Origin of the sequence: Pseudoalteromonas sp. S1609 (assembly GCF_005887255.1) — a bacterium.
Lineage (GTDB): Bacteria > Pseudomonadota > Gammaproteobacteria > Enterobacterales > Alteromonadaceae > Pseudoalteromonas.
Window position 1 is genome coordinate 1 of the sequence record NZ_PNDJ01000065.1, and the last position, 26737, is coordinate 26737.

A 26737-nucleotide genomic window follows, 5' to 3' on the forward strand; every position below is an offset into this window, starting at 1 on the left:
GGCAACTCAGAATATGCCTAGTCTTAGCTTATTATTTAGAAAATGCTGCTTTTGATAGCTCACCGTTTTGGTCTGTATCAAGCTCTGAAAACATGCTCATTAGTTTTGCATCAACTGATGCTTCGCTTTGACTGATCGCGCCGTTGCCGTCAACGTCTAGCGTATCAAAGTCGCTTGCTGCAAAAGCAGCTGATGAAGAAGCCAATGCGATAAGTGCTAAAGTTTTATTAATGCTTTTCATAATCAATCTTCCTTCAAAGTTTATGTTTTATGCGATTAAGTGTTTTACTTTAAATCACGTTTCGTTCAATACAACCTGACTATTACAACTTCGATGCCAACAATAAAAAGTAATTTATTTTCAATAAGTTAAACTTAAAATAGCTTTGAGTGGCGTTATTTTACTCATTATTTTGTTGCTTTTTAGCAACACGGAATAAAGCGATAAAATTAAAACCTTAAAAAACAATGGGTTGGTTTTTATAAAAACACCACACGATCAGTGAAAAACCACTAACAAAGCAAGTTAATTAAACAAAAAGGAAGGTGAGTTGAGATTTATTTTTTTATAAATAAAAAATTAAAATTAAAAAACAAATTTAAGCTGCTGTTTTTAAACAGTTTAAAAAATAAATTTAAGGTGACGTAGAAAATTTACAGCCGCACAAGGCTATTTGTTGCAAAATGACGAAATCACGTGAGTATACTGAACTTATAATAGAAGCTTGTTCAACTTGATATGCCCTAAACTATTTCAACTTCAAGCGCACTAGGGTCAATAAAATGATCCCCCATTAGCGCTTTCATTTGCTCTTCACTGGCAAATAATCGAATTCCACAACAGATACCGCTAGCATGTTTTTTTACACTGCATATTTGCCCCTCATGCTTAGTATCACCATCAAATACAACCGTACAGCGCATGTCTTTTAACTCATCGAGTTCTTGGGTTGTTTTAATATCAAACATAACTCCGGTGAGCGAAATGTCTTTTATAACCCCTTCAAAGGGAGGCTGCTCATCGGTTAATGTTAACTTAGCAGGAAACAACGTGGGTATGCGTGCTTGTGAGCGCAGCCCAAACAACTGCACTTGTGAAGGGTATTGAATAAACAACAATTTAGCAGGGTGAGAGGCTACAGACATAAGTTGCTGACGAAACGCAATCACGTGCCCGCCACTGCCCTCTATAAGCGCTCTTACTACTACCATAACACCATCACGCAGGTAATCACTTGCCATGGGGAGTCGCTTAGCGCTGGGATAGTTTAAAATAATAAATTTGTTTTCTAATAAACCAATAAACTCCGTTTTTACACGTCGGCTACTGGTTGGTGTCAGTATTTCTACATCGACTATGCCACCTGTGACGATTTGGTTTAACTTTTCCAAATTGGTTTTTTGCATAGTTCCTTCCTAATATTTAAAACGTTATCCACGCCAAAATGTTGGGGTAAATAATACTAACAGTGTAAATATCTCTAACCGACCGAATACCATAGCGACTGTTAGTATCCATTTAGCGGCATCACTAATCGCACCATAATGAGAGGCTACGTCACCCAAACCTGGGCCCAAGTTATTAAGGCAGGCTGCTGTCGCAGAGAATGCGGTAATGTTGTCTAACCCTGTGCCCATTAACGCTAACATTATAATAATAAAGACTAGTGCATAAGCTGAGAAAAAGCCCCATACCGCTTCAACTACTTTGTCAGGTAAGGCCTTACGACCGAGCTTTATTGAATATATAGCTCGAGGATGTACTAGGCGGTTAAGCTCTCGTATCCCTTGCAAGTACAACAAAAACACGCGAACAACTTTCATACCGCCACCGGTAGAACCCGCACAGCCGCCAATAAAGCTCGAAAAAATAAGTAAAATAGGTAAAAACAACGGCCAAGCTGAAAAATTATCTGTGGCAAACCCAGCAGTACTACTAATAGACACCGCTTGAAACAACGCCTGATCGAGGGTTTCATCACCATTTGCATAAACATCATGAGACGAAAGCACAGTAAAGCAAATTACCACCAGCGCTAACTGAATACACAAGAATACTTTAAACTCAGGGTCGCGAATGTACACACTAATATTACGGCTCGCTACAGCGGCATAATGTAGTGAAAAGTTAATAGCGGCTATAATTAAAAAGAACACACAAATAAAGTTAATTACAGGGCTATCAAAGTGCCCCATTGACGCGTCATAAGTAGAAAAACCACCAATAGCAACTGTAGAAAAGGCATGGCATATAGCGTCAAACCAGTTCATCCCTGCGCTCCAATACGCCAAAGTACACGCAAGAGTAATAGATACGTAAATATACCAAAGGTGCTTAGCTGTATCGGCAATACGCGGGGTCATTTTGGAGTCTTTTACTGGGCCAGGAATTTCAGCTCGGTACAACTGCATACCACCGACGCCAAGCATTGGCAGTATGGCTACTGCTAATACAATGATCCCCATCCCACCAAACCACTGTAATTGCTGGCGATAAAATAATACCGATTTAGGCAAGTATTCTATGCCAGTTAATACGGTCGCCCCTGTGGTAGTTAAGCCTGAGAAAGCTTCAAACACTGCATCGGCCAAAGAGAGGTTGGGTTCTTGTAAAAATATCAGCGGCAATGACGCAAACGCCCCTAGTACCAACCAAAACAAAACCACAATTAAGAAGCCTTCGCGTGCTTTTAAATCACCATGCTCATGTCTATTTGGATAGTAAGCCATTAAGCCAATAATAACGCTAAATATAAAGGCTAAAACAAACGGTACCCCTCCCCCATCTTTATAAATTAAAGACACGAGTGCTGGTGGCACCATTGTAATACTAAATAGCGCGACCAGTTGGCCAAGAATTTTTATAATGGTACGAAATTGCATTGAGCGTATCGCTTTTTTATTAGTAAATTAAAATAACTACTGTATGACTCGAAAATTTAATCTGTAGTGATTAAATAGGATGGATGTAAGACTATTACTCTTTGATTGTTAACTCAACTGCGCCGTGACTTAAATCAAAAATATCTTTGCATGCTTGCTGTGCTTGGCGGCTATCAATAGTAATACTCCACTCAATATTTGCCGTAAACTGCTTTTCAATATTAAGTACCTGAAAGTTGGTTTTTAAGTGCTGTTCTATTGCGCCTTGCATACTGTATTCACTAAAGCCAACCAGCTCAATGCTGGGTACTTTTACCACTGTTTGTAATTTTGCTAAGGCATTATTAAGTGAGCCACCATAAGCACGAACTAATCCACCGGTACCAAGCTTTATACCACCAAAATATCGTGTTACCACAGCAGTTACTTCACCTAAACCAGAGCCCACCAGCACGTTGAGCATAGGTTTACCGGCGGTGCCATTTGGCTCTCCATCGTCAGAAAAACCATAAACATGGCTTCCACCAGGATTACCCGCAACATGCGCCCAACAATTATGGCGTGCATCACTGTATTTTTCTTCAATGTTTTTAATAAAGGCTTTCGCAGAGTTTAAATCAGGCGTGTGGCCTATATGCACAATAAAGGTACTTTTTTTAATTTCTTCTTGATGAAAAACATCGTCGGCTGGGTATTTATATTCTGACATAGCGCTTACTTGGCTGTTAAATTAAAAATGGGGCCAACAGGCCCCTTTCGTGGATAATATAAACTGTTATTAGTTAAATATTAGTCGAGTAATAAATCACGCGTCATATTTTCTAGGCTGTCTTCGTGAACAATAATATTATCTTCAATACGAATGCCGCCAAATGGTTTAAACGCTTCTACTTTTTCCCAGTTAATAAACTGCTTGTTGTCTGTTTGTGCTAAATCACCCAACAAAGAGTCGATAAAGTACAAACCTGGTTCAATAGTAAACACTTGGTTTTTCTCAATTAAGCGAGTGCAGCGTAAAAATGGATGACCCTCTGGTGGTGCCTGATGTGCACCGGTTTCATCACGCATAAAGCCACCTACATCATGTACCTGTGCACCTAAATGATGCCCTAAGCCATGAGGAAAGAAGGTTGAGGTAATTTGACGCTCAACAATTTCAGCTGCAGGTAACTTAACAATATCAAAGTCACTTAGTAACTGTGCAATGCGGTTATGGCAGTCAATATGTAGCTCGCCATACAGTACACCTGGTTTTAAGCTTTTGCCTAACTCAATCTGATGCGCCGTCATTGCTTTAACTAGATCAGCAAACTCGCCTTGCTTTTTAAAGTCGTAGGTACGGGTAATATCTGCAGCGTAACCATTAAAGTTAGCGCCCGCATCAATTAAAAATGAGTTATGTGTTTGCGGTGCTTTTGGCTCAAAATGCGTGTAATGCAAAATAGCGCAATTTTCGTTAAGGGCCACAATGTTGCCATACGGCATTTCATTTTCGCTTTGACGCGTTGCCATTAAGTAGGCCTGCTGAATATCAAACTCGCTACCACCATTAAAAAACGCATCACGTGCCGCTTTGTGGCCATCTACTGCAATACGGTTCGCATTACGTAAACATTCAAGTTCATATTGCGTTTTATAAGCACGGTGATAATGAATATAGTTAAGTACTGGCTCAGGATTCATGATGCTAAAACCAAGTGCTTGGGCTACTTCTAGGTATTCACCAATGTAGGCAAATTTAGCTTTATCGTAAGGAAGTAGCTTTTCAACCTGATCAGGCTTTAGTAGCAATTCAATATCGAAGTACTCTGCCCAAAAATCTCTTGGTTCATCAGGTACCTTGTGCCAAAAATCAATTGGACGATAAAAAATAAGCTTTGGCTTATCGCTACCATTTACCACAATCCAGCAATGCGGATTATCAATAACCGGTAACCACGCTTTAAAATGGGGGTTAACTTTAAACGGGTAATACATATCATCTAAAAATTGGCGCTTAGCTTGGCCTGAATGAATGACTAATCCTTCTAACCCTTCTTGCTCACAAATAGTACGTGTACGCTGCTGCAATGTTGCAATATGTTCGGCGTATAATACGGCTAATTTTTCCATAATAAACCCATCTGTTAAATTTAACTTGCTCTGAGTCTACCACTTATAAACAAAGCGCTCAAAAAAGAGGGATAGTTACCGTGTAAATATCCCTCTGCTGTTGTAGATTTATTTTTACTACCCGCCCATGGTCATCTCTAATAGTGGCGCGAGTAAGTTACCCTCTCGGCCAAGGCGAGTGTGATAAACCTGCCGATACGCAAATACGTTTTTTACGTAGTCTCGAGTTTCTCTATATGGAATAAGCTCAACCCATAGCTCTGCGGGCATCGCTTCCTCTGGTAGCCAACGCTTAATTCGGTGATACCCGGCGTTATAGGATGCTGTTGCCAACACCTCGTTACCGTGATTTTTCTTTTTTAAATACTGTAAATAACGGGTACCAAGTCGAATATTGGTTTTTGGCTGATACAAGCGACGGCTAGATACATCGCCTTTGTTAATATATTTTGCGGTGCTTGGTAATAACTGCATTAACCCGCGTGCATTTGCATGAGAACGGGCATCAGGTGCAAATGAGCTTTCTCGACGCGCAATAGCGATACTCCAAGTTAAATCTATTTTGCTACGATTACTGTAGCGCTCAAACATTTCTTGAAACGCAAATGGAAAACGCAAATCAACATAATCCCATGCTTTTATTTTTGCTAGGGTAAATATTGTACTATCAAACCAATCAAGTTCTGCCGCAAGCACTGACGCTGCTAGCTTTTCATCATCTTCAGAAGTGTTGGTTAAATAATTCCATTCACGTCGGGCCGCTGTAAATCGCTCAAGTTCATATAGTGCCTTAGCACGCTTAAAGCCTGGTGCATTACTTACTTTTGTCACTAAGGCTTGATTTACATTGACTGGTAGCTCATTTAAATCAACCGGTAACCCTAAGCGAGCAGCGGCTAAAAAACCGTAATAATCACGGTTAGCGGCTACCTTGCTCCAAATTGCCTTAGCTTTTTCATGCTCTGCGCGTTTGTCATAACTATAAGCAAGCCAATACTGTTGCCCTAAGCTAAGGTTTTCTTTTCCGGTAAAAAATGCCGCAATGCCTTCCCAATCTTGCGTTTTAAGCATATTGGCTAGTTGCCATTGCATTAATTTGCGATCTTGGCGCGCTTTAGGGACTTTATTTAAATAAAAGCTCGCCTGACTATGGCCGCTCGACGCCAACGACAGCGCAAAGGTATAATATACGTCTGCTTTTTCATCATCAGCGAAGTCAAACATGTCTTCGATTTTTTGCCACGCCTTTAATGCCAGTTCTTTATCACGCCAAATTAAACGCTTAATACCATAAAGCGCTATTTCCCCTTCTTTGGCTGTTTTACGTTTATAGCGGTAAAGGCCTGCAGCAGCACTAGGATCGCGCCTTACCTTGGAATATAAATCAGCTAAATAACGCTCCTTGGCTGGCAATAAGGTTTTTAAATAAGGCAATAAACGATAAGAGCCCCCTTGTGCCGCTAAAGTAACACGCTGCCACACAACATCAGGGGTTAAATAACCATTTTGTCGCCAACGCTTAAAAAGCCCGTCACATTCACTAGGTTGTGACTCGCCTACCGTCCAAATGTCGGTTACCTGCGAGAGTATTGCTTTTTTAGGCGCTCCTAAATCAAGCTGATAACTAAGATGGGTACAACTAAGCTCAGTGTCAGAGGTTTCACGGTAGTTTTTAATAAATGCTGCTTTTTTATTTCTGCGCTTTAAATAATTTAACCATGCTTTGCGCACTGGCCACTCTAATGGCGTGTGTTCATAAATAGTGAGGAAGTTTTCTATTTCTGTTTGGTGTTTTAAACTGGGGTAGCGCTGCCAATAGGCTTTTTCTACATAGGGCTTAAGTGGGTGAGACAATGAGTCTACCGCTTCTTTAAAGCTTTTATAATCGCCATAACGGGCTTGTTTTTCTGCATCTAAAAATGCATCAAGTTCAGTATTTGCGTTGGCAGAGGGTAAAGATAAAAATAGAGTCGCTGCCGCTACGCTTAATAAATATTTTTTCATAATGTCCTTTAGGGCATAGTAACCTTCAAGGCTGACAAGGGTGTGGCTAAGGGTAAATAGAAAACAGCGCAGGCACTGTAACTCTATTTATTTACTTTGATAAAACCCAAGCTATAAACACCAAGACAGCGCAATAAAATGAATAAAGAAAACTTTCAAACCCACCTTAGCACCAAACCAGCTATATTTTAACCAGACGTTTGTAACCAAGATAAATTTTTCGTTGCATTTTTAAATTAAAGCAAGCACACTGGTCTGAATATGAACTCATCGTACCAGTCTTAGTTCATCAACTAGGGAGAATAATAATGTTATATAAAAGCGATTCCTTTGAAGTTAGCTTCGTGAAGGAAAACATCGCCGAGTTTAAGTTTTGTGCTACAGGTTCTGTAAACACATTATCTCAACAAACTCTTTCAGATTGCGCGGCAGCATTAAAAGAATTAGCCGCTAACACTGATATTAAAGGCATGATTTTTACCAGTGATAAAGACCACTTTATTATTGGTGCCGATATCTTCGAATTTTTACCTACTTTTACTAAGCCTGAAGCAGAATTAGTAACGTGGATCAAAGATGCAACTGACGTTTTTGATGCAATTGAAGACTTACCATTCCCAACACTCAGTGTTATAAACGGCTTGGCGCTTGGCGGCGGCTGTGAGTGGGCACTTGCTACCGATTATCGTGTTGCAAGTGACTCAGCAAAAATGGGCTTACCAGAAGTTAAATTAGGCATAATGCCTGGTTTTGGCGGTACAGTGCGCCTTCCGCGCATTATTGGTGCCGATAACGCGATGATGTGGATCACCACAGGTAACGAAAATCGCGCTGCTGACGCCCTTAAAGTAGGTGCATTTGACGCGGTAGTTAGTGCCAACAAACTACAAGAGTCAAGTTTAGCAACACTAGAATTAGCGATTGCTGGCAAGCTAGATTGGCAAGCAAAACGTGCTGTAAAATTACAACCGCTTAAATTAAACCGTGTTGAGCAAGGCATGAGCTTTGCAATGGCAGAAGGTATGGTAATGGGTAAAACCAAAGGCCACTATCCTGCTCCAGTTATGGCAGTTCGCACTATCAAAGCAGCAGCAAACAGCTCACGCGCCGAAGCAATGGCGATTGAAAATGCCAACTTTGCAAAACTAGCACGTACTAGTGAAGCTGCTGCTCAAACGGGTATCTTTTTAGCAGACCAATACATTAAAGGTAAAGCACGTAAGTTTGCTAAACACAGCGATGTAGAAATTAAACAAGCGGCAGTATTAGGCGCAGGTATTATGGGTGGCGGTATTGCATACCAGTCTGCTTATAAAGGCACACCAATCATAATGAAAGACATCCAACAGGATGCGCTAGATTTAGGTATGGGTGAAGCATCTAAACTATTAGGTGCAAAAGTGAAGCGCGGCCACATGCCGATGGAAAAAATGCTAGCAACGCTTAGCAAAATCAAGCCAACGCTTAACGATGCAGACCTACAAAACGCCAACATTATTGTTGAAGCCGTAGTAGAAAACCCTAAAGTGAAGCAAGCCGTACTTGCTGATCTTGAAAAGAATATGCCAGAAGGCACGGTACTTACGTCAAATACATCGACTATTTGTATCGACCTACTTGCAGAAGCGCTTGATAAGCCAGAAAACTTCTGTGGTATGCACTTTTTCAACCCAGTACCAAAAATGCCATTAGTAGAAATTATCCGTGGTGCAAAAACCTCAGATAAAACGATTAATGCCGTGGTTGATTATGCCCTCAAACTAGGTAAATCACCGATTGTTGTTAACGATTGCCCAGGCTTTTTTGTAAACCGTGTTTTATTCCCTTACTTTGCTGGATTTAGCAAATTAGTGGTTGAAGGCGCTAACTTTGCAAAAGTAGATAAAGTAATGGAAAACGTATTTGGCTGGCCAATGGGCCCGGCTTACCTACTTGATGTTGTAGGTATTGATACGGCTTATCATTGTACTGGTGTAATGGCAGACGGTTTCCCTGAGCGTATGGCACGTGCAGATAAAGACCCAGTGACTGTTTTTGCTAACGAAAAACGTTTTGGTCAAAAGAACAAAGCAGGTTTCTATAAGTACGAAACAGATCGTCGCGGTCGTCTTAAAAAGTCACATGACCAAACAGCGATTGAACTACTTGCACCAATTACAGACGCACCAAAAGAATTTGATAAACAAGAAATCATTGACCGTTGTATGATCCCAATGATCAACGAAGTGCTACTTTGTTTACAAGAAGGCATTGTTGCTTCTCCTCAAGAAGCTGATATGGCACTTGTATACGGTGTTGGTTTCCCTCCATTTAGAGGCGGCGCGTTCCGTTACTTAGATCAAACAGGTTTAGCTAACTTTGTAGCAACTGCTGACAAATACGCTCACCTAGGTGCGATTTACCAAGTATCAGAGCAAACTCGCAAGTGGGCTGAAGAAGGCCGTGTTTTCTATAAGGTGGAAGGTTAATATCATGAATAATCCAGTAATTGTAGATTGTATCCGCACACCAATGGGTCGCTCAAAAGGCGGCGTATTTAAAAACAAACGTGCGGAAGACTTAAGCGCTCATTTAATGAAAGGCTTATTAGAACGTAATCCGGCAGTTGACCCTGCGTCAATTGACGATATTTATTGGGGCTGTGTACAGCAAACATTAGAGCAAGGCTTTAACGTTGCACGTAATGCATCTCTACTTGCGGGCATTCCACATTCAGTGCCAGCAACCACAGTTAACCGTTTATGTGGCTCATCAATGCAAGCATTGCATGACGCTGCTCGCGCAATTATGACTGGCGCTGGCGACACATACCTAATTGGTGGCGTTGAGCACATGGGCCACGTACCTATGACTCACGGTAACGACTTTCACCCAGGCTTAGCTACATCAATTGCACAAGCATCTGGCTCTATGGGTTTAACCGCTGAGTACCTTGCTACTATTCACGGTATTAGCCGTGAGCAACAAGATGAATTTGCTTACCGCTCGCATCAACGCGCTCATGCAGCGACTGTTGAAGGCCGTTTCCGCCGCGAAATTTTAGCAATGGAAGGTCACGATGCTGAAGGTTCACTTATTCTTGTTGAAGATGATGAAGTAATTCGTCCAGAAACAACGGTTGAAGGTTTATCGCAGCTACGTCCAGTATTTAACCCTGCTACGGGTTCTGTTACTGCGGGCACATCTTCTGCACTTTCTGACGGCGCATCAGCTATGTTAGTAATGAGCGAAGAAAAAGCAAAAGAACTGGGCTTACCAATTCGTGCACGTATTCGCGCTATGGCTGTTGCCGGTTGCGATCCATCAATCATGGGTTACGGCCCAGTACCTGCAAGTAAAAAAGCATTAGCACAAGCCGGTATTACCATTGATGACATTGACGTAGCTGAGCTAAACGAAGCATTCGCAGCACAATCACTACCTGTACTTAAAGACTTAGGTTTAGCTGATGTAGTTGACGAAAAAGTGAATTTAAACGGCGGCGCTATCGCACTTGGTCACCCTCTGGGTTGTTCGGGTTCACGTATTAGCACCTCGCTTATTCACTTAATGGAAGACAAAAACGCAAAATACGGTTTAGCAACTATGTGTATTGGTTTAGGCCAAGGCATTGCCACTGTATTTGAACGTGTTCAAGACTAATTAGTTTTTAACATGTAAAACCATCTTGGTGATTAAAAGGCGAACTAGCGCAAGTTAGTTCGCCTTTTTTATGTCACCAGCTTTTGCAGGTTTAAAATGAATAATGTGATCGGGTGCATTAAACTTATTTCAGATTATCTATTAATAAGTTGAGCTGTTTTGTTATACGTAAAATAGTTAACCAACAGCTTTATTTACGCTAAACTACCCGACCTAACCAAGCCGCGACTATTTTTACAGGTAATTTTTATGAGCTTTGATAACCCCGATCACCAATTAGATGCCATCGGCCTTCGTTGCCCAGAGCCGGTGATGATGGTACGCGCTGCGATTCGTAAAATGAGCGATGGTGAAACACTGCTTATTATTGCCGACGACCCCTCAACCACCCGCGATATTCCCAGCTTTTGTACCTTTATGGATCACACGCTAGTGGCTAAAGAAGTTGAAGAGTCACCGTATAGGTATGTGGTGAAGAAAGGGCTTTAAGACTGCGTAGGTTGGGTTGAGTTTTACGAAACCCAACTATTTTATAATCTATACGACTTTACTCATCATATATTTCGCTTAAGTGAATACCACCTTCCCAATCGAGCGATAATATTGAATTTTTAACGTATCGATGAAAGCTTGAAAAAGGCCAATCACTTACTTTAGCAACATACTTATGTTTAACTGGATTGTAGTGAATATAATTTATATGATTTTCTAAATCTTGCTCATCTCGTATTTTATGCTCCCAGTAACGCCGCTGCCAAATTCCACGCTCACCTTTGGCTATTCGACTATTATTACAGAACTCAGTTTGTGGTAACTCTCGAGAAAAACCCGACTTTATTAACCGCCAACGAGTTGCATAATTATTATCGTGTTTAGGCAATTGCCAAATAGCATGAAGGTGATCGGGCATGATAACTATTGCTATCGTCTGAACTGGATGCTTTTTTACTACTTTTAAATAAACGCGACGTAATAACTCTATATTTTCAACGAGCAGTGCTTGAGTTCGATCTTCTAAATTAATCGTAAAAAAGTAACATCCGCCCGCCTCTAACACACGTCTATAGCGCATGAAGATTAACCTAAATAATTAAAAAGAGAATAAAATTATAGCTGGTTTTTTAAAAATGTATGTTGGGTTTCGCTGCACTCAACCCAACCTACGTAAAAATTACCTCTTAGTTATCGTCACTTGTGGCTTGTCGTAGTCACTAAAATCAATGCTGACTATGTACGACCCTTTTATTGCGGGTGTGTAACTAAAGTAGTTGTAAATAGTGCTGCAATCGGCGCGTGTTGATTGACCAAGTGTTAGGCTTTGCCCTGATGGCTGTGAATCGCTGTAGCCACAGTTAAAACCTTCACTAAAATCTGCATCGGCTATTTTAAATTCGTAAACTTTGCCAGGGGTCGAAAACCTAACTTGGGCTTGGTAAAGCGCAGGGCCAACTTGTTTAAATTGGTATTGAGGTTCTGCATCCCATAATGTGAAGTCCCCTCTTAAATAAATACTGCGATCCAATTCTTGCTGTGGCAACACATCGTTAATCGAAATTTGGCTAGTACAGGCCGTAAGTAAACCAGCCATTGCTAACGTTAAAATTCGTTTTATGGAGATCATCATTTGTATCCTTTGCATACAGTGAATACTAAAAAGCCAGCATAATGCTGGCTTTTTAAATAGCTATAAGCTGTTATTTTTGTAATACAGAAATATCTGCAATTTCTAAAAATAACCCGCTAAGCTGGCTTAAAAGCGCAAGACGATTTTGCTTAACCGCTTCATCGTCAGCCATTACCATGACATTGTCAAAAAAGTTATCAACACTGTCACGAATGCCTGCTAATTGGCTTAATGCCTCTTGGTAGTTTCCATCGCTGTACAGTGGTGCTAAATCAGTGGCAAATTTTGCAACTTGCGAAGCCAATACTTTTTCAGCATCATCACTTAATAAACCCTGTTCAACATCACCTTGCGTTGTAATGTTATTTTTAGCCAGAATATTACTTACACGCTTATTAGCCGCTGCAAGCGATTCTGCGGCGTCTAATGTACGGAAATGACTTACTGCTTTAACTCGACGATCAAAATCAACAGGCTTGGTTGGACGACGCGCAAGTACGGCTTGAATCACATCTACTTCAATGCCTTCGTCTTGATACCAAGCACGGAAACGCCCTAGCATAAAGTCAAACACATCCGTTGATACATTTAGGTTAGTCAGCTTCTCACCAAACAAGGTTTGTGATTTAGCAACCAAGTCTAAAATATCAAGCGGTAGCTGTTTTTCTACCATGATACGTAATGCACCAATAGCAGCACGACGAAGTGCAAATGGGTCTTTATCACCTTTTGGGGCTTGGCCTATGCCAAAAATACCCACCAGCGTATCAAACTTATCGGCAATGGCGACTGCACAGCTGATCACATTAGTTGGTAAGTTGTCACCGGCAAAACGTGGCATGTATTGCTCGTTTTGTGCCACTGCAACTTCTTCTGCTTCACCATCGTGACGCGCGTAATGCATTCCCATTACACCTTGTACGTCGGTAAATTCCATCACCATTTCGGTCATTAAGTCAGTTTTACTTAATAAGCCTGCACGCGCTGCCAGTGCTTTGTCGGCACTAAGTTGCTCGGCAATGTAACCCGCTAGTTCACTAATACGCTGTGACTTGTCTTTAAGCGTACCAAGTTGTTTTTGGAACAATACGCTATCAAGAGATTCTAAACGGCTTTCTAATGTTTTCTTTTTATCGGTTTCAAAGAAGAACTGTGCATCAGCTAAACGCGGGCGCACTACTTTTTCGTTACCAGAAATAACCACACTAGGATCTTTACTTTCGATGTTAGAGACAAACAAAAACTTGTTTAAAAGTTTGCCGTCTTGATCTAATAACGGAAAGTATTTTTGATCGTCTTTCATGGTGTAAATAAGCGCTTCAGCAGGTACATCTAAAAATGCTTCTTCAAATGTGGCTGTTAGCGTTACTGGCCATTCTACTAATGATGTAACTTCTTCAAGTAAGTCTTCATCCATAGCAACAACGGCATTAACTGCTTTGGCTGCGTCTTCTATTTGCGCGCGAATCTGTGCTTTACGCTGTTCGTAGTCAGCAACAACGTAAGCTGATTTAAGTACATCAAACACCTCATCAGCATGATCAATGCTAATTTTTTCAGGGTGATGAAAACGATGCCCTTGGAGTTGATTACTCACTTGCTTACCAAGAATTTCACCCTCAACCAGTTCACTACCGAACAAAATAGTTACCGTATGCACAGGACGAATAAATTGTGTTTTATTTGCACCCCAACGCATTGGTTTGGGGATAGGTAACTTAGCGAGTGCTTTGCTTATAGCGTCGGTCATTAACGTTTTGGTTTCTTGCCCTGCTACTTTAGCAATGTGCAATAACCATGCGCCTTTATCTGTTTCTAGTGTTTGCGCATCTTTTACTTCAATACCACAACCACGAGCCCAACCCATGGCTGCTTTCGTTGGGTTACCCTCAGCATCAAAAGCGGCTTTAGTTGCAGGGCCACGTTTTTCAACTTCTTTGTCTTGTTGTTTAGCTTCAAGTGCTTTTACTTGTAAACCTAAACGACGAGGCGATGCATACCAGTTCACACCTTGATGACCTAGTTCTAGACTTTCTAATTCTGCTGTTAAGTTTGCAGCAAAGGCTTCGGCTAATTTACGAAGTGCTTTTGGTGGCAACTCTTCGGTGCCAATTTCTACTAATAAATTTTCTGCTGACATGCTTACTTATCCTTACACAGCGGGAAACCAAGTGCTTCACGTGCATCGTAATAACTTTGTGCACACGCTTTTGATAACGCACGAACGCGTAAAATATAACGTTGACGCTCGGTTACTGAAATAGCATGGCGTGCGTCTAATAAGTTAAATGCGTGCGATGCTTTCATTACTTGCTCGTAGGCTGGTAATGGTAGGCTTGCTTCAATTAGCTTTTGGCTCTCAGCTTCACATTTATCAAACTGTTCAAATAAGTCGGCTACGTTTGCATGTTCAAAGTTATAGGTTGATTGCTCAACTTCATTTTGATGGAACACATCACCGTAAGTTACGCGCCCAAATGGACCGTCTGCCCATACAAGGTCGTAAATGCTATCTACGCCTTGAATGTACATTGCTAAACGCTCTAGGCCGTAAGTAATCTCACCCGTTACCGGTGAGCATTCTAAACCGCCCACCTGCTGGAAGTAAGTAAACTGTGTTACCTCCATACCATTTAACCAAATTTCCCAACCTAGTCCCCACGCACCTAATGTAGGTGATTCCCAGTTGTCTTCTACAAAGCGAACTTCGTCAGTTAGGGTATCAATACCTACAGCAGCTAAAGAACCTAAGTAAAGCTCTTGAATATTGTCTGGTGATGGTTTTAACACAACTTGGAATTGGTAGTAATGTTGTAAGCGGTTTGGGTTTTCACCGTAACGACCATCGGTAGGACGACGACACGGTTGAACGTATGCGCTCGACATTGGCTCTGGGCCAATTGATTTTAAAAATGTTTGCGGGTGAAATGTCCCTGCGCCCACTTCCATGTCAAGTGGTTGAATAATGACACAGCCTTGCTGTGCCCAATAATCCTGTAAAGCCAGGATCAAACCTTGAAAGGTTTTAACGTCATATTTTTGCATATTTTGGCTTTTTACTATCTGAGAAGTAGCGTGAAAATTACCCTCAGTATACCTTGTGCACACTCAGGTTTTAAGCAGTTTGTGCGTTTGAAAAAATAAAAAAGGAGCCTAAGGCTCCTTTTTTGTGATTACGATAATGTTTTATACGTCTAAGTTAACCACACGCAGTGCGTTCGTTTCAATAAACTCACGACGCGGCTCAACTTGATCGCCCATTAATGTGGCAAATAATTGATCCGCTGCAACAGCATCTTCAATTGTTACTTGCAACATACGGCGTGCGCTAGGATCCATGGTGGTTTCCCAAAGCTGACTTGGGTTCATTTCACCTAGTCCTTTGTAGCGTTGAATGTAGATCCCGCGCTTAGACTCTGCGATCAACCATTCCAATGCATCCACAAAGTTATCAACAGGTTTTGTTTTCTCACCACGTTGGATATATGCACCCTCTGTGATGATATTAGCAATGTTTTTACCAGTTACAGCAATACGTTGGTAGTCTCTTGATGTAATAAAGTCATAATGTAGTACGTGCGCTTTATCCACACCATGCTGACGAATATTCACAACTGGATAGTACAAGTTGCGCTCTATATCGTGCTCAGTTCCCGCATGGAAAATAGTTGCATCTTCATCACGTTCAATTAAGTCATCAACCAACTCTTTAGTCCAAGCAATTACCTTAGCTTCGTCTGAAAGGTGTTCTTTTTTCAGCTCACTTTGGTAAATCAAACGGTTCATAACTGTGTTCGGATACTTACGCTTTAAGCGCTCGATAACTTTAACCGTGTTTTGATAATCGTGAACAATTGACTCTAATGCTTCACCATCAACTGCTTCAGCACTATCACTAGTGTACAGTGCTGCATTGCTTAGCGCTAAAGATGTAAGGTAATCAACTAATGCTGGATCATCTTTAATATAACGCTCTTGCTTACCTTTTTTCACTTTATAAAGTGGAGGCTGAGCAATATAAATGTAACCACGTTCAACAATTTCCGGCATTTGACGGTAGAAAAATGTTAGTAGCAAAGTACGAATGTGAGAACCATCTACGTCGGCATCGGTCATGATAATGATGCGATGATAACGTAATTTTTCAGGGTTATATTCGTCACGGCCAATACCACAACCTAATGCAGTAATTAGCGTTGCCACTTCTTGCGAAGATAACATTTTATCAAAACGTGCTTTTTCTACGTTTAAGATTTTACCTTTAAGCGGAAGAATCGCTTGATTCTTACGGTTACGACCCTGCTTGGCTGAACCGCCAGCTGAGTCACCCTCCACTATGTATAGTTCAGATTGGGCTGGATCTTTTTCTTGGCAATCCGCTAGTTTACCCGGTAAACCAGCTAAATCCATAGCACCTTTACGGCGGGTCATTTCACGTGCTTTACGGGCTGCTTCACGCGCGCGTGCTGCATCAATAATTTTGCCAACAACAATTTTTGCATCCATTGGGTTTTCTAATAAAAACTCAGTGAATTTTTCAGCCATTGCTTGCTCAACCGCAGACTTAACTTCACTAGATACTAGCTTGTCTTTTGTCTGTGATGAGAATTTAGGATCAGGTACTTTAACACTAACAACAGCCGTTAATCCTTCACGAGCATCATCGCCCGTTGCGTTACTGGTTGTTTTAGCTTTTTTGTTAAAGCCTTCTTTTTCCATGTAGTTATTCAGCGTACGTGTTAGCGCAGATCTAAAACCAGCTAAGTGAGTACCACCATCACGTTGTGGAATGTTATTAGTAAAACAGTAAATGTTTTCTTGGAATGCATCATTCCATTGCATTGATACTTCTACACTAATACCATCTTCTTCACGTTCGTGAGTAAAATGGAACACCCCTTTATGCACAGGTGTTTTATTACGGTTTAAGTATTCAACGAACGCTCTAATACCACCTTCGTATTTAAAATGGTCACTTTTATTTTCTTCGCGCTCATCATTTAAAATGATGCTCACACCTGAGTTCAAAAACGATAACTCGCGTAAACGCTTAGCTAAAATATCGTAATGGAAATCTAGGTTAGTAAACGTTTCTGCACTTGGCCAAAAACGTAACTCAGTACCGGTTGTTTCAGAATCACCAATAGCTGCAAGTGGTGCATCTGGAACACCCATAGTGTAAAACTGCTCGTAAAGTTTACCTTCACGACGAATAGTTAGTTTTAACTTTTCTGATAATGCATTTACTACCGATACACCAACACCGTGTAAGCCACCTGATACTTTATAAGAGTTATCATCAAACTTACCACCAGCGTGTAATACCGTCATAATAACTTCAGCTGCAGATACACCTTCTTCTTCATGTATAGAAGTAGGAATACCACGGCCGTTATCTCTTACAGATACCGAACCGTCTAAGTGAATTGTGACAAATATATCATCACAGTGACCGGCTAAGGCCTCATCGATAGAGTTATCAACGACCTCAAACACCATGTGGTGTAAGCCCGTACCATCATCGGTGTCCCCTATATACATACCAGGACGCTTTCTTACTGCATCTAATCCTTTAAGTACTTTAATACTCGACGAATCATAATTCTCAGACATGGTTAATCCCACTTATCTTGTTATTAGGTTGCCATGTTTCACGTGGAACATTTTTAGTTCTCGTTTCATGGGTTCCACCACAGCAGAAATACTTTCAGATAAAATTGAAGAAATAAATATTTGAGAACTGCAATGTGTCAATAACTGACCCACTTTCTCTTTTGTATCTTCGCTTAGCTCTGAAGGTAAATCATCTATTAGCAATATAGATTGCTTATCTGTCTCTGACTCAATCAAACTATTTTGCGTTACTTTTAACGCATACAACAATAGCTTTAATTGCCCGCGTGAGAATACATTCTCAACGCTGCTGCCAGCGACACTAAAACTAAAATCAGCCTTATGAGGGCCTTTACTAGTAAAGCCTTGACGAGCATCTCGCTCAAAGCTTTGCTCTAACGCATCAGAAAGAGATTCGGCCTCTTTCCAGCCTGCATTAAAGCTAATTTCTAGATCGCGTATTAGCGTTAATTCTGCACACATTTTATCAAAAAACTGCTGCTTAAACCTAGTTATATACGCGATTCTTAATTTATTTATTTGTTCAGCCAGTCTAACAAATTCTTTGTCCCAAAACTTGATTTGGTCAAAATAATTCTTAGGCTTAGATTTCAACAATGCATTGCGCTGTTTTAGCACTTTATTAAACGATTGCCATAAGAAAAAAAACTCATGTTCCACGTGGAACAAACCTAAGTCTAAAAATTTTCTGCGCTCTTTAGGGCCACCAAAAAATAATGAATAGCTTTCTGGTGTAATAACTTGCACTGGCATAAGTTGAGCAAGTTCAGATACTTTTCGACTCGCCTTACCCTGTATTTTTAAATTGGTTTCACCCGTTTGGGTTTTACTTATCCCTATTGGAATAGATAAATCGTGTAACGCTTTTCGGCCATGAATAACAAACTGATCTTGTTGATGAGCGATGATGCTTTTATGTTTAGAGGTTCGGAAAGATTTGCCGTGAGAAAGGTAATAAATAGCCTCTAAAAGGCTGGTTTTTCCGCTGCCGTTTTCACCATAAATTATATTAACGCCGTTAACTGGTTCTAGCGTCAGTGCCTCAATATTACGAAAATATTTGAGGCTCAAATGACTTAAGCTCATTATGTATATATGATCTTATAAACGCATTGGCATAACAACGTACATAGCTTCTTCATCGCCAGCACCTTCTATAAGTGCACTACTGTTTGAATCGGCAAGGGTAAATAATACATCTTCGGTTTTTAATGTATTTAATACATCTAATACATAAGAGACATTAAAGCCTATTTCTAGGTCATCACCCTCGTACATTACTTCAACCACTTCTTCAGCTTGCTCTTGCTCTGGGTTGTTGGCTGTAATTTTTAATAAACCGTTTGATAAATTTAAGCGTACACCACGAAACTTTTCGTTCGATAAAATCGACACACGCTGAAAAGCATTACGAAGCCATTCACGATTCGCGGTAATTACCTTATCGCCACCGCGCGGCAAAACACGACGGTAATCAGGGAATCGACCATCAACTAATTTACTCGTAAAGGTAAATTCAATATCAATAATACGAATGTGGTTGGCACCAAACTGAATAGTTACCAGCTCTTGATCAGCAACCATTAGACGCATAATTTCTTGCACGCCTTTGCGCGGTATAATTAATTGGCGCTGTGTATTTAACGACTGACCTAGTTGTTTTTGTGCAATAGCTAAACGGTGCCCATCAGTGGCAACTGTTTTTATATCGCTATTATCAACTTCAAACGACATGCCGTTTAAGTAATAACGCACATCTTGGTTTGCCATTGAAAAGTGTGTGCTTTCAAGTAATTTACGCAACTCTAAACGCGTTAGTTGAAACTCAACCTCACCATCCCACTGCTCTAAATTAGGAAAATCTTCAGCAGCTAAAGTGGTCAATGAAAAACGACTTTTCCCACTGGTTAAAAGTAACTGATGGTCTTGCAAGCTTAAAGTAAGATCAGAGCCATCCGGTAAACTTTTACAAATATCGAGTAATTTTTTAGCCGGCAATGTGAGTTTAGTATCGGCAACGTCGTCACCTACAAACACACTCGCCACTAATTCAATTTCAAGGTCGGTCCCTGTCATTGAAAGCTGGCCATTTTCTACCACGAGCAATACGTTAGATAAAATAGGTAACGTATGCTTACGCTCAATGGCACCCGATACTTGTACCAATGGTTTTAAAAACTGTTCTCTTGATATTGTTATTTGCATAATAAAGTCAGCCCTAAGATGACAATGTTCTTATTAAGTTTTGGTAATCTTCTTTAATCTCGTGGCTTTCGTCACGTAATGATTTAACTTTGCGACACGCGTGCAGTACTGTTGTATGGTCACGCCCACCAAAAGCATCCCCAATCTCAGGTAAGCTGTGATTAGTGAGTTCTTTAGATAATGCCATAGCAACTTGGCGAGGCCTTGCTATAGAGCGGCTACGGCGCTTAGACAGTAAATCAGATACACGTATTCTATAGTATTCTGCAACCGTACGTTGAATGTTGTCTATGGTGACTAGTTTGTCTTGCAGTGCTAATAAATCACGCAGTGCTTCTTTTACAAAGTCGATAGAAATTGGGCGGCCGGTAAAGTTTGCGTTAGCAATTACACGGTTTAATGCACCTTCAAGCTCACGTACGTTTGAGCGTAATTTTTTCGCAATAAAAAATGCCACTTCATGCGGTAAGTTAATTTTACTTTGCTGGGCTTTTTTCATCAAAATAGCAACGCGTGTTTCAAGCTCTGGCGGCTCAATCGCGATGGTTAACCCCCAACCAAAACGAGATTTAAGACGATCTTCAACCCCTTCAATCTCTTTAGGGTAACGGTCAGAGGTTAAAATAATTTGTTGGTTACCTTCTAATAATGCATTAAAGGTATGAAAGAATTCTTCTTGAGAACGTTCTTTATTAGCAAAAAATTGAATGTCATCAATCATTAATGCATCAACACTACGGTAATAACGCTTAAACTCTTCAATCGCATTATTTTGCAGTGCTTTAACCATGTCTTGAACGAAACGTTCTGAATGCATGTAAACAATTTTAGCATCGGGCTTATTGGCCATAATACCGTTGCCTACCGCATGTAATAAATGCGTCTTACCTAAGCCTGTACCACCGTAAATAAATACAGGGTTAAATGCAGAGCCAGGGTTGTCTGCTACCTGAGTGGCAGCCGCTTTTGCTAATTGGTTAGATTTACCCTCAACAAAGCTATCAAAGGTATAGTTTTCTTTAATGTTTGATTTATAACCAGATTTAGGAGCTGGTTCTACAACCGGTTTTTGTTCTCGAGGTTGTTGTTTTGCCGTTGATTGCGTGCTTGGGGCTGATTGTGTTTCAACCACCGGTGCAGCTTGTGTATTTAATAGCGGCTTACTACCTACATCAAAACGTAACTCGGGGGCTTCTACACCACAAATTTCTACCAATAATTCATTTATTCTATTTAAGTACTTCTCTCTCACCCAATCAAGTACGAAACGATTAGGCGCATAAATCGTCAAGGTATCTTCGGTACTTTCTGCTTGAAGTGGTCTGACCCACATACTGAATTGCTGCGAAGGCAATTCATCTTGCAATACATATAAACAACTTTGCCAAACCGACAGATACACAGTAAAACTCCCAGAGATATAATTTTTATTCCCGCACATCAATAATGATTCAAAAATCACACCTGTATTGCGTTTAAATGGCTCAATAAGCAGCCCAAGACCGACTATTATGAATGCACTTTATCCACAAGTAAAAGATTGATTTTTGTAAAATTGTTGATATCGATGTATAAATATAATAACAGACTGATTTAAATAGCTTTTTATTTTAAAGCTTGATTAGAGATCATAACAAAACTGGCAACAGATCGCGACCACAATTTACGATCTAATTTACTTTTCCCATGCTTTTATTCACTTTTTATACAGGGGCTGTGGAAAACTTCTTATTTATGATGATCCTATCGGATCATGAAAATTGATCATAAATAAACATGCTTTACGCAATCTATTATGATTGACTTTTCGTCACTTCATCTATAATATCTCGCGCTCGCAATGGCACCTGTGCCAGGATCGCGACCTGCATAGGATGTTTTAACTTTAACCGATCGGATGAGATTGTTATGAAAAGAACTTTTCAACCTAGCGTTTTAAAACGCAAACGTACACACGGTTTCCGTGCTCGTATGGCAACTGTAAATGGCCGTAAAGTATTAGCTCGTCGCCGTGCTAAAGGCCGCAAAGTTCTTTCTGCTTAATTTATAAGTGGAAGACTTTAGCTTTGGCAGGGAGTTACGTCTGTTAACTCCCTCGCATTACTCTCGCATATTTAACGAACCCGCTCGGGCTGCAACTCCTTTCTTTACCTTATTAGCAAAACCAAGTGACCAGTCAAAACCTAGGTTAGGCCTTACTGTTGCTAAAAAACGTGTAAAAAAGGCATGTCAACGAAACCGTATTAAACGTCTTGCTCGCGAAAGTTTTCGTTTAAATCAACACACGCTCGATAATATTGATATTGTGTTGATGGTTAAAAGTGGCATTGATGAACAGTCTAATGAAGAATTAACCAAACAACTTACAAAGCTGTGGCGTAAGATTAATGAACGCTGCAAACCTGGTGCCCCTAAACCGCCACCATTTAAAAAACGCCCAAACAAATCAGCTAAATCGACTAAACAAACCCAATAGCAATAGAATTACAGGGTTAATTAAGGTATCTTTAGCTCACCTTTTAATCATGCGTTTAAAATCTCATAGTGAGTCTTTAAATACATGGTATCTATTCACTAAACATAACGTAGGGGCATGTACAACATGAGGTTACTTAAACCACTTGCTGCTTTACCAACACGTTGTTTAGTTTTATTTATCCGCGGTTATCAAAAGTGGATTAGCCCGCTATTAGGTCCGCATTGTCGTTTTAATCCAACATGCTCTAGTTACGCTATTCAAGCAATTAATTTGCATGGATCGGTAAAAGGGAGTTGGTTAGCAGTTAAACGCATATTAAAATGCCATCCTTTACATTCAGGCGGAGACGACCCCGTACCTGAAAAATTAACCCGTATTAACCACCAACACGAGAAATAAGAGCTGTTATGGAATCGCAACGCACGTTTTTATTCATCGGCCTAATGCTAGTGTCGTTTTTATTATTTCAAGAGTGGAATAATGACTACAACACACCAAAAGCCGATCCTAGTGCCAACACACAAACACTACAATCTAACTCACCTGATTCTGATGATTATGTACCTTCGTCAACAGACGGTGATTTACCAACTGCAGCAATCAGTGCAAAACGTTCAGTAATCGATATCACAACTGACGTATTCACTGTAAAAATAGATACCCGCGGTGGTGATATTGTTGAATCAGACCTACTGCAATACGAAGAAGTAAAAGGTGAAGAAACACCCTTTATGCTTTTGGGTGAGTTTGATGGCAATCAATACTTCTCTCAAAGTGGTTTAATTGGTTTAAATGGCCCAGATGCATCTGCAAATGGCCGCCCTGTTTATAGTACACAGCAAAAAAGCTATACAATGAATGGTGATGAACTGCGTGTTCCTTTAACGTTTACTGATAGCAAAGGTGTTACCTTTACTAAAACCTATGTATTCAAAAAAGGCCAATACGACGTTGCTCTTGAGTACACTGTAAACAACACCACTGCTGAGCCAATTCAAGTACAGCTTTACACGCAAATTAAACGTACTGTGCAAGAAAAAGGTAGCTTAGTTGACCAGAACTATCTTGGTGCTGCTTATGGCTCTAGCGAAGAGAAATATGAAAAGTACAGTTTTTCAGACATGGCTGATAAAAACCTCAGTATTAATACTCAAGGTGGTTATGTTGCCTTTATTCAGCATTACTTTGTAAGTGCTTGGGTACCAATGCAAGATCAAACTAATACTCTTTATAGTTTAATTACTAAAAGTAATGCGGCTATTATTGGTGTTAAAGACGAAGCGGTAAATGTTCAAGCTGGTAGTGAGCAAGTACTTACTGCAACTTATTACATGGGCCCTAAAGAGTCAGATAAACTTGAAGCCATTCATCCAGACCTAGACTTAACAGTTGATTATGGTTGGTTGTTTTTCATTTCGCAGCCGTTATTTGTGCTATTAAAATGGTTACACAGTATTTTAGGTAACTGGGGTGTAGCAATTATTGCCATCACTATTATCGTTAAAACATTAATGTACCCACTGACTAAAGCACAGTACACCTCAATGGCTAAAATGCGTGCATTACAGCCTAAGATGAAAGCGCTAAAAGAAAAGTATGGCGATGATCGTCAAAAATTCGGCCAAGCGACTATGGAAATGTACCGTAAAGAAAAAGTGAACCCTATGGGTGGCTGTTTCCCTATTTTACTGCAAATGCCAATCTTCTTAGCCTTGTTCTATGTATTCTTAGAGTCTACAGAACTTCGTCACGCTGAATTTGTACTTTGGTTAACTGACCTTTCTGCGAAAGACCCATACTACGTATTACCAATTTTATTTGGTGCGAGTATGTTCATAACGCAAAAACTACAACCTATGACGGTTACCGATCCAATGCAGCAAAAAATGATGACCTTTATGCCGGTTATCTTCTCTGTATTCTTCTTATGGTTCCCATCTGGTTTAGTACTTTACTGGTTAGTGTCTAACCTTATTTCTATTGTCCAGATGTTAATCATCTACCGTGGCATGGAAAAGAAAGGAATTAAAGTAAGGGGCGATTAAACTCCCTACTTATATAAAGGCGACTTAGGTCGCCTTTTTTATTGCCTATTTTTTATAACAGCATTCGCGAGTGCCTATTTGATAGGTTACAATACCGCCATTACGTTATTTAAGTTGGCAAATAAACCGCATGATCAATCACGATACAATTGCAGCACAAGCCACTGCCCCAGGCCGAGGCGGTGTTGGTATTATTCGCGTTTCAGGAAACCTAGCCAAACAGGTTGCTGAAAAAATAATAGGCAAAGTCCCTAAAGTTCGTTATGCCGACTATGTGCCATTTAACACCCTTGCAGGTCAGCAACTTGACCAAGGTATTGCGATTTACTTTGCTGGCCCACACTCATTTACCGGTGAAGACGTACTCGAACTCCAAGGCCATGGTGGCCCTGTTGTTCTTGATATGCTACTCAAAGAAATAAGTAAAATAGACGGTGTGCGTTTAGCTAAACCAGGTGAATTCTCTGAGCGTGCGTTTATGAACGACAAGCTTGATTTAACTCAAGCAGAAGCAATCGCCGACTTAATTAATGCAACTAGCGAGCAAGCCGCTAAAAGTGCTCTACAATCACTTCAAGGGCAATTCTCTAAGCACATAGAAACCTTAGTTGAAAAAGTCATTCACTTACGTATGTATGTGGAAGCAGCTATTGATTTCCCTGACGAAGAAATCGATTTTTTATCAGACGGAAAAGTGGGTGGTGATTTAAATGCCATCATCGAGCAGCTTAATGCCGTAACCAATCAAGCCAAACAAGGCAGCATAATGCGCGAAGGTATGCGCGTCGTTATTGCTGGTCGCCCTAATGCAGGTAAATCAAGCTTACTTAATGCATTAGCAGGGCGAGAAGCGGCTATCGTAACTGAAATAGCCGGCACCACACGTGACGTATTACGTGAGCATATACATATAGATGGTATGCCACTACATATAATAGATACCGCAGGCCTACGAGAAAGCCCAGATAAGGTAGAGCAAATAGGCATTGAACGTGCCTGGGATGAAATAAACCAAGCCGATCGGGTGCTATTTATGCTTGATGGCACCGACACCACTGATACCGATCCACATGCTATTTGGCCTGAATTTATGGCTAAGTTACCCCAAGGTATGGGCGTGACTGTGATCAGAAATAAAGCCGATTTATCAGGTGATGTAGTCGGCATAGATCAAAAACAACAATATCCGGTCATCAGTTTAAGCGCTAAAAATGCTGATGGTATAGAGTTAGTTCGTACTCACTTAAAAGCTTGCATTGGTTTTGATGGTGCTACAGAAGGTGGTTTTATGGCACGCCGTCGTCACTTAGATGCACTAGAACATGCTGCGTATCATTTAGATACAGGTAAAACACAATTAGAGATGCATGTGGCCGGTGAAATCCTCGCGGAAGAACTGCGTTTAACACAGCAGTATCTTAACGAAATAACTGGTGAATTTACTTCTGATGATTTGCTTGGCAAAATTTTCAGCTCGTTCTGTATCGGTAAATAGTCGAACTATTAATTTGATCATTAAGGGCACTTAGGTGCCCTTTTTACTGCCTAATATCTTTAATATAGACCCACCAAAATGCATTTCAATAACTCACTTTAAAAACTAAACAGACTAAAAATACAGCTAAGTTGCACCAATATTAGCCTCCATTTATGTTTAAAATGTGTTTAAGGCAGATGAGCTAAACCTATAATCACACCAAACAGCAGATAAACTACCTACATTCATAGTAAAAAATTAAGCTTATCTCCCCCTAAAAGAGAACCTATTACATTAGCTTTTCAAGCTTGGCCATAGGTAATTATTAAACCATAAAAATAAAACGTACCTAAAAAGTAAGTTTGATCGCCCACTCCACCAGCAAAATATAGTTAATTTCTTAGTTTATATTGATGAAAATTATTTTTTGCAGATCAGTTATCCACAATTGGGATTTTATTGCCTTGAAAATGAGTTAAAAGCGATAAAAAGTAAAAATATGCTGTGTTTAAATCAGTTAAATAGCGATTTTTAGAAAATAAAAATGGATTTTTAGTCTGATCTGCATAAATAGATCATTTTTTAAAATTATTTTCGATCCCAACTTTAAGTTATCAACATGCTTTGTATCC

22 protein-coding genes are annotated in these 26737 nt (G+C 40.3%); 8 read left to right on the top strand and 14 right to left on the bottom strand.

The window, feature by feature from the left end:
- Positions 1–31: 31 nt before the first annotated feature.
- From CWB76_RS15715 to CWB76_RS15740, 6 genes are all read right to left on the bottom strand, one after another.
- Positions 32–241 (bottom strand): EF-hand domain-containing protein, encoded by a 210-nt coding sequence (locus tag CWB76_RS15715; protein WP_138608884.1) that lies wholly within the window; start codon positions 239–241, stop codon positions 32–34.
- A 503-nt stretch (positions 242–744) separates the two neighbouring features.
- Positions 745–1407, bottom strand: coding sequence for a flagellar brake domain-containing protein (locus tag CWB76_RS15720; protein WP_054202927.1), 663 nt, complete (start codon positions 1405–1407; stop codon positions 745–747).
- 24 nt (positions 1408–1431) lie between these two features.
- A complete protein-coding gene (locus CWB76_RS15725; protein WP_010392733.1) occupies positions 1432–2883 on the bottom strand; it encodes a TrkH family potassium uptake protein in 1452 nt (483 codons plus the stop codon).
- A 94-nt stretch (positions 2884–2977) separates the two neighbouring features.
- The gene (locus tag CWB76_RS15730) at positions 2978–3592 is read right to left on the bottom strand and encodes a YigZ family protein (RefSeq protein WP_076920146.1); all 615 of its coding nucleotides are present in this window, start codon (positions 3590–3592) and stop codon (positions 2978–2980) included.
- Positions 3593–3672: 80 nt separating this feature from the next.
- Entirely contained in the window at positions 3673–4995 is a 1323-nt protein-coding gene (gene pepQ / locus CWB76_RS15735) for a Xaa-Pro dipeptidase (RefSeq protein WP_010392729.1), read from the bottom strand.
- 117 nt (positions 4996–5112) lie between these two features.
- Positions 5113–6999, bottom strand: a complete 1887-nt coding sequence (locus tag CWB76_RS15740; protein ID WP_138608886.1) for a lytic transglycosylase domain-containing protein — start codon at positions 6997–6999, stop codon at positions 5113–5115.
- A gap of 308 nt (positions 7000–7307) precedes the next feature.
- Between CWB76_RS15740 and fadB the strand changes: the two genes are divergently transcribed.
- The 3 genes from fadB (at position 7308) to tusA (ending at position 11130) form a co-directional block, all read left to right on the top strand.
- Positions 7308–9467 carry a fatty acid oxidation complex subunit alpha FadB gene (gene fadB / locus CWB76_RS15745; RefSeq protein WP_010392724.1) on the top strand — a complete coding sequence of 720 codons (2160 nt, stop codon included), beginning with the start codon at positions 7308–7310 and terminating at the stop codon, positions 9465–9467.
- Between the two features lie 4 nt (positions 9468–9471).
- On the top strand, positions 9472–10641 hold the full coding sequence (gene fadA, locus CWB76_RS15750) for an acetyl-CoA C-acyltransferase FadA (RefSeq protein WP_138562806.1): 1170 nt from the start codon (positions 9472–9474) through the stop codon (positions 10639–10641).
- Between the two features lie 249 nt (positions 10642–10890).
- Positions 10891–11130, top strand: coding sequence for a sulfurtransferase TusA (gene tusA, locus CWB76_RS15755; protein WP_008112953.1), 240 nt, complete (start codon positions 10891–10893; stop codon positions 11128–11130).
- 58 nt (positions 11131–11188) lie between these two features.
- Here the strand turns inward: tusA and CWB76_RS15760 are convergent, their stop codons facing one another.
- The 8 genes from CWB76_RS15760 to dnaA all read right to left on the bottom strand — a co-directional run bounded on the left by CWB76_RS15760 (position 11189) and on the right by dnaA (position 21506).
- Positions 11189–11713, bottom strand: coding sequence for an REP-associated tyrosine transposase (locus CWB76_RS15760; protein ID WP_138608888.1), 525 nt, complete (start codon positions 11711–11713; stop codon positions 11189–11191).
- 99 nt (positions 11714–11812) lie between these two features.
- Positions 11813–12262, bottom strand: a complete 450-nt coding sequence (locus CWB76_RS15765; RefSeq protein WP_138608916.1) for an early set domain-containing protein — start codon at positions 12260–12262, stop codon at positions 11813–11815.
- 73 nt (positions 12263–12335) lie between these two features.
- A complete protein-coding gene (gene glyS, locus CWB76_RS15770) occupies positions 12336–14405 on the bottom strand; it encodes a glycine--tRNA ligase subunit beta (protein WP_138608890.1) in 2070 nt (689 codons plus the stop codon).
- A 2-nt stretch (positions 14406–14407) separates the two neighbouring features.
- Entirely contained in the window at positions 14408–15310 is a 903-nt protein-coding gene (gene glyQ / locus CWB76_RS15775) for a glycine--tRNA ligase subunit alpha (protein WP_010392717.1), read from the bottom strand.
- 141 nt (positions 15311–15451) lie between these two features.
- On the bottom strand, positions 15452–17878 hold the full coding sequence (gene gyrB / locus CWB76_RS15780) for a DNA topoisomerase (ATP-hydrolyzing) subunit B (protein ID WP_138608892.1): 2427 nt from the start codon (positions 17876–17878) through the stop codon (positions 15452–15454).
- 12 nt (positions 17879–17890) lie between these two features.
- Positions 17891–18985, bottom strand: coding sequence for a DNA replication/repair protein RecF (recF, locus tag CWB76_RS15785; protein ID WP_055013149.1), 1095 nt, complete (start codon positions 18983–18985; stop codon positions 17891–17893).
- A gap of 15 nt (positions 18986–19000) precedes the next feature.
- Positions 19001–20104 (bottom strand): DNA polymerase III subunit beta, encoded by a 1104-nt coding sequence (gene dnaN / locus CWB76_RS15790; protein WP_008112965.1) that lies wholly within the window; start codon positions 20102–20104, stop codon positions 19001–19003.
- 13 nt (positions 20105–20117) lie between these two features.
- Complete coding sequence (gene dnaA, locus CWB76_RS15795) at positions 20118–21506, bottom strand: chromosomal replication initiator protein DnaA (RefSeq protein ID WP_138608894.1); 1389 nt, start codon at positions 21504–21506, stop codon at positions 20118–20120.
- 506 nt (positions 21507–22012) lie between these two features.
- On the opposite strand from dnaA, the gene rpmH reads away from it, so the two are divergent.
- From rpmH to mnmE, 5 genes are all read left to right on the top strand, one after another.
- Positions 22013–22147 carry a 50S ribosomal protein L34 gene (gene rpmH / locus CWB76_RS15800; protein WP_008112968.1) on the top strand — a complete coding sequence of 45 codons (135 nt, stop codon included), beginning with the start codon at positions 22013–22015 and terminating at the stop codon, positions 22145–22147.
- Positions 22148–22154: 7 nt separating this feature from the next.
- Positions 22155–22580 (top strand): ribonuclease P protein component, encoded by a 426-nt coding sequence (rnpA, locus tag CWB76_RS15805; RefSeq protein ID WP_008467046.1) that lies wholly within the window; start codon positions 22155–22157, stop codon positions 22578–22580.
- Positions 22581–22706: 126 nt separating this feature from the next.
- Entirely contained in the window at positions 22707–22982 is a 276-nt protein-coding gene (gene yidD / locus CWB76_RS15810; RefSeq protein WP_024601490.1) for a membrane protein insertion efficiency factor YidD, read from the top strand.
- 8 nt (positions 22983–22990) lie between these two features.
- Entirely contained in the window at positions 22991–24628 is a 1638-nt protein-coding gene (gene yidC / locus CWB76_RS15815) for a membrane protein insertase YidC (protein WP_138608896.1), read from the top strand.
- A gap of 130 nt (positions 24629–24758) precedes the next feature.
- The gene (gene mnmE, locus CWB76_RS15820) at positions 24759–26123 is read left to right on the top strand and encodes a tRNA uridine-5-carboxymethylaminomethyl(34) synthesis GTPase MnmE (RefSeq protein ID WP_138608898.1); all 1365 of its coding nucleotides are present in this window, start codon (positions 24759–24761) and stop codon (positions 26121–26123) included.
- Positions 26124–26737 lie beyond the last annotated feature (614 nt).

Excerpts from the sequence above, each read along its gene's own strand:
- CWB76_RS15715 (WP_138608884.1), bottom strand. The coding sequence starts at position 241 with ATGAAAAGCATTAATAAAACTTTAGCACTTATCGCATTGGCTTCTTCA.
- CWB76_RS15720 (WP_054202927.1), bottom strand. The coding sequence starts at position 1,407 with ATGCAAAAAACCAATTTGGAAAAGTTAAACCAAATCGTCACAGGTGGC.
- CWB76_RS15725 (WP_010392733.1), bottom strand. The coding sequence starts at position 2,883 with ATGCAATTTCGTACCATTATAAAAATTCTTGGCCAACTGGTCGCGCTA.
- CWB76_RS15730 (WP_076920146.1), bottom strand. The coding sequence starts at position 3,592 with ATGTCAGAATATAAATACCCAGCCGACGATGTTTTTCATCAAGAAGAA.
- pepQ (WP_010392729.1), bottom strand. The coding sequence starts at position 4,995 with ATGGAAAAATTAGCCGTATTATACGCCGAACATATTGCAACATTGCAG.
- CWB76_RS15740 (WP_138608886.1), bottom strand. The coding sequence starts at position 6,999 with ATGAAAAAATATTTATTAAGCGTAGCGGCAGCGACTCTATTTTTATCT.
- fadB (WP_010392724.1), top strand. The coding sequence starts at position 7,308 with ATGTTATATAAAAGCGATTCCTTTGAAGTTAGCTTCGTGAAGGAAAAC.
- fadA (WP_138562806.1), top strand. The coding sequence starts at position 9,472 with ATGAATAATCCAGTAATTGTAGATTGTATCCGCACACCAATGGGTCGC.
- tusA (WP_008112953.1), top strand. The coding sequence starts at position 10,891 with ATGAGCTTTGATAACCCCGATCACCAATTAGATGCCATCGGCCTTCGT.
- CWB76_RS15760 (WP_138608888.1), bottom strand. The coding sequence starts at position 11,713 with ATGCGCTATAGACGTGTGTTAGAGGCGGGCGGATGTTACTTTTTTACG.
- CWB76_RS15765 (WP_138608916.1), bottom strand. The coding sequence starts at position 12,262 with ATGATCTCCATAAAACGAATTTTAACGTTAGCAATGGCTGGTTTACTT.
- glyS (WP_138608890.1), bottom strand. The coding sequence starts at position 14,405 with ATGTCAGCAGAAAATTTATTAGTAGAAATTGGCACCGAAGAGTTGCCA.
- glyQ (WP_010392717.1), bottom strand. The coding sequence starts at position 15,310 with ATGCAAAAATATGACGTTAAAACCTTTCAAGGTTTGATCCTGGCTTTA.
- gyrB (WP_138608892.1), bottom strand. The coding sequence starts at position 17,878 with ATGTCTGAGAATTATGATTCGTCGAGTATTAAAGTACTTAAAGGATTA.
- recF (WP_055013149.1), bottom strand. The coding sequence starts at position 18,985 with ATGAGCTTAAGTCATTTGAGCCTCAAATATTTTCGTAATATTGAGGCA.
- dnaN (WP_008112965.1), bottom strand. The coding sequence starts at position 20,104 with ATGCAAATAACAATATCAAGAGAACAGTTTTTAAAACCATTGGTACAA.
- rpmH (WP_008112968.1), top strand. The coding sequence starts at position 22,013 with ATGAAAAGAACTTTTCAACCTAGCGTTTTAAAACGCAAACGTACACAC.
- yidD (WP_024601490.1), top strand. The coding sequence starts at position 22,707 with ATGAGGTTACTTAAACCACTTGCTGCTTTACCAACACGTTGTTTAGTT.
- yidC (WP_138608896.1), top strand. The coding sequence starts at position 22,991 with ATGGAATCGCAACGCACGTTTTTATTCATCGGCCTAATGCTAGTGTCG.
- mnmE (WP_138608898.1), top strand. The coding sequence starts at position 24,759 with ATGATCAATCACGATACAATTGCAGCACAAGCCACTGCCCCAGGCCGA.